Origin of the sequence: Streptomyces sp. CC224B, from assembly GCF_030010595.1 — a bacterium.
Lineage (GTDB): Bacteria > Actinomycetota > Actinomycetes > Streptomycetales > Streptomycetaceae > Streptomyces > Streptomyces longispororuber.
In genome coordinates this window covers 1-2998 of record NZ_JASCXL010000091.1, presented here as the reverse complement: position 1 = coordinate 2998, position 2998 = coordinate 1, and the positions used below count along the sequence as shown (strand labels likewise).

At 73.7% G+C, this 2998-nt stretch carries 3 protein-coding genes; all 3 read right to left on the bottom strand.

The genetic code is table 11. The features are described from left to right. Positions 1 to 194: 194 nt before the first annotated feature. The 3 genes from QK440_RS29915 to QK440_RS29905 all read right to left on the bottom strand — a co-directional run bounded on the left by QK440_RS29915 (position 195) and on the right by QK440_RS29905 (position 2803). Complete coding sequence (locus QK440_RS29915) at positions 195 to 413, bottom strand: MbtH family NRPS accessory protein (RefSeq protein ID WP_282796358.1); 219 nt, start codon at positions 411 to 413, stop codon at positions 195 to 197. Positions 414 to 640: 227 nt separating this feature from the next. Next, positions 641 to 1585 (bottom strand): TauD/TfdA family dioxygenase, encoded by a 945-nt coding sequence (locus QK440_RS29910; protein ID WP_282796357.1) that lies wholly within the window; start codon positions 1583 to 1585, stop codon positions 641 to 643. A 51-nt stretch (positions 1586 to 1636) separates the two neighbouring features. Next, on the bottom strand, positions 1637 to 2803 hold the full coding sequence (locus tag QK440_RS29905; RefSeq protein ID WP_282796356.1) for a hypothetical protein: 1167 nt from the start codon (positions 2801 to 2803) through the stop codon (positions 1637 to 1639). Positions 2804 to 2998 lie beyond the last annotated feature (195 nt).

Genomic DNA, 2998 nt, shown 5'->3' with positions numbered 1-2998 from the left:
TGCGGGTTGCGCTCCTCTGGATGACGGTCGTGTGACGGTCGTTGCGTGGTGGCTGGGGTGTCGCGTGTTGTCGCGTGGGGGGCCGCGCCGTAGGGGGAGGGGGCTGTGGGGGAGGGAGGGGCTGTACGGGGCTCGGTGGGGCGCGGGGGCCGGGTCCGAAGGGGGTGGTCCCGGCCCCCGGGACCGCGGGGGTGTTACGCCGCCTGCTCCGCGGCGGCCATGCGGCGGCGCAGGCTCGCGGGGCGCATGTCCGTCCACACCGTGTCGATGTGGGCGAGGCACTCCTCACGGGTGCCGGTGGTGCCCTCGGCGCGCCAGCCGGCGGGCAGGTCTCGGTCGAGCCACCAGATCGAGTACTGCTCTTCGTCGTTGAGCACGACGCGGTGGGTCGCGGCGGTCTGCTGCTCGGTCACTGCGGTCTCCTGATGAGGGATCGATGGCGTTGCGCACCCACTGCTCCAGTGAGGCAGGGGCCAGTCTGCGAAGCGCCGCCATACGTGACCTATACGGACGCGGGCGGGCCCCCGCGCCGGCCGCCGGGCCGCACGCGGGAGGGCGGGGGCGGCCTCGTGAAAGGGCCGCCCCCGCCCTCCGGTCGGCGGGTGGTCCGGGCGGCCCCAGGGCCGCCCGGACCGTCGTCTCAGTCCGTCATCGCGACGAGCACCCGGCGCGGCCCCGTGAAGGAGCGGCGGCCGTGCGCCACCAGGATGTTGTCGATCAGGAGCAGGTCACCGACGTGCCAGTCGACGTCCACCGCGTTGTCCAGGCCGCGGTCGCGGACCTGGATGACGTAGTCGTCCGGGATCGGGCGGCCGTCGGCGAACGTCACGGACTGCGGCAGCTCCTCCGGGGCCATGATCTGCGCCAGCGCCTTCGCGGTCTCGTCGCCGAGGGCCGCGGGGTGCCACTGGTCGGACTGGTTGAACCAGACCTCGGTGCCGGTGACCGGGTGCCGCAGCGTCGACGGGCGGACCGTGGAGACCCGCACGCTGCCGTCCGGGCGCCAGCTCCACTCGGACCCGGCCTCCTTCAGGTAGGCGTCGACCCGGTCACGGTCGTCGGTCTCGAAGGTGTCCTGCCAGCTCTTGCCGAGGCCCTTGCCGTCGTGCAGGTTCTGCGTGTACCGCACGCCGTCCCGGTACGCCTCGCGGACCTCGTCGTCGAGGGACTCCAGCCAGAGCTGGGCGTCGACGACGGGCGTGGCGCCGCCGGTCTCGGGCGCCACGTCGCAGTAGAACATCAGCCGGGTCGGCCAGCTCGACGCGTACGACAGCTCGTTGTGCATCGAGATGGTGAACTCCGGCGGGTACTCCGTCGAGGTGTACACGTTGGAGCCGACCTTCGTGCGCGGCGAGTTGCCGTTCACGTAGGCGAGCCGGCGCGGCAGCAGCCGGTCCATGACCGGGTCGAGGCCGTCGGCGGGGACCTGGAAGTCCCGGAAGACCAGGGCCTTGTGCTCGGTCAGGAGCGGGGCCAGGCCGTCGCCGAGACCGTCCAGGTGGGCGACGAGGCCCTCCGGGGTGGCCGGGGCGCCGATGTCGGAGGGCCTGATCTCCAGCGGAGCCCAGGCGTTGAGCGCGTTCATGTGCGGGTTCCTTTCGGCCCGATGGGGCTGAGGGGGCCTACGAGAGTCGGGTCAGCGCGTGGCGCCGGCGGGCAGCCGGGACGCGAACTGGCCGGTGGCGAAGAAGGCGTACGAGGTGCCGGTGGCCCACAGGGAGCCGTCGGGGCCGCCGGTGAGCGAGGTGACGGCCGCGATGGTCTCCCACTCGCTCTTCGGGGCGTACGGCGAGGTGACGCTCTCCCAGGCGCTGCCGGTCCAGCGCAGCACGCCGGTCTGCTTGGAGGGCTGGTTCTGGCCGAGGCCCGCGTACAGCGTGCCCTTCACCCAGGTCAGCTCGGTGACGCCGTACACGGAGGGCAGGTTCACCGAGGCGCTGGTGTCCCAGGTGTCGCCGGTGCGGCGCAGCACCGTGGTGCCCGCGGCGGCCCACACCTGGCCCGAGGGGCTCGCGGTGAGCTCGTTGACCCCGATGGTGCCCTGGGGGACCGCCACCTCCTTCCAGGCCGTGCCGTCGTAGTGCGTCACGTAGCCGCGGCAGGTCCTGGCGTCCTGGATGGTGCAGATCTTGCCGGCGGCCCAGACGTCGTTGGCGGAGAGCACCTGGAGGGCGCCGAGGCTGGTGTGGCCGTTCGTGGCCTGCGGCAGCTTGGTGATCTTCCAGGCGGTGCCGTTCCAGTGGCCGATGACGCCCTGCTGCGTCTGCCGGTCCGAGCGCCACGTGGTCTCGCCGACGGCCCACACGTCGTTGGGGGCGACGGCCTTGACCGCCTTGAACTCCACGGTCTTGTCGGCCGGGGAGCGGTCCTGCCAGGCCGTGCCGTTCCAGTGGTTGACGATGGACGGGGTGGCCGCCATGCTGCCGACGACCCACAGGTCCTTCGCGGAGGTGGCGGTCCACAGGTCGTCGCCGTAGGTGTCCAGGGACTGGTTCTTCGGCGTGGGGATCTTCTTCCAGGACGCGCCGTCACGCTGCCAGTACGTGGAGAACTCGCCGGAGCCCGGGTCGCCCTGCGGGTAGTAGCCGCCGCGCGCGAAGACGGTGCCGTCCGCCGCGGGCAGGACGGCGTCGACCCAGCTGGTGCTGTCCGGGTCCGGCACCGGCTCCCAGCCGCCGGCCGCGGCCGAGGCGGGGGCCATGGCGAGGCCGAGCGCCGCGCCGGCGCCGGTCAGGGCGACGGCGGCCCGGCGCAGCAGGGTTCTGCCGCCCGCGCGGCGGGCGGTGTACGTGTCGAGGGTCACTAGGTGCTCCATGGGAACGGGGCCGGTCCCGGCAGTGCGGTGACCGGCCAGGGTGGGACGGGCGACGGAAGCCGCCCGGGGACGGGTGACGTACGCCGCCTGGGGACGGGCGACGGAAGCCGCCCGGGACAGGCGGCGGGACCGCCCGGGGCGGGGGGCCGGGGGCGCCCCGGGGACCCCACCCGCCCCGCCGGG

What these genes read in the sequence shown, in the direction of transcription:
- QK440_RS29910 (WP_282796357.1), bottom strand. Translation starts at nt 1,585, where the DNA reads ATGAACGCGCTCAACGCCTGGGCTCCGCTGGAGATCAGGCCCTCCGAC.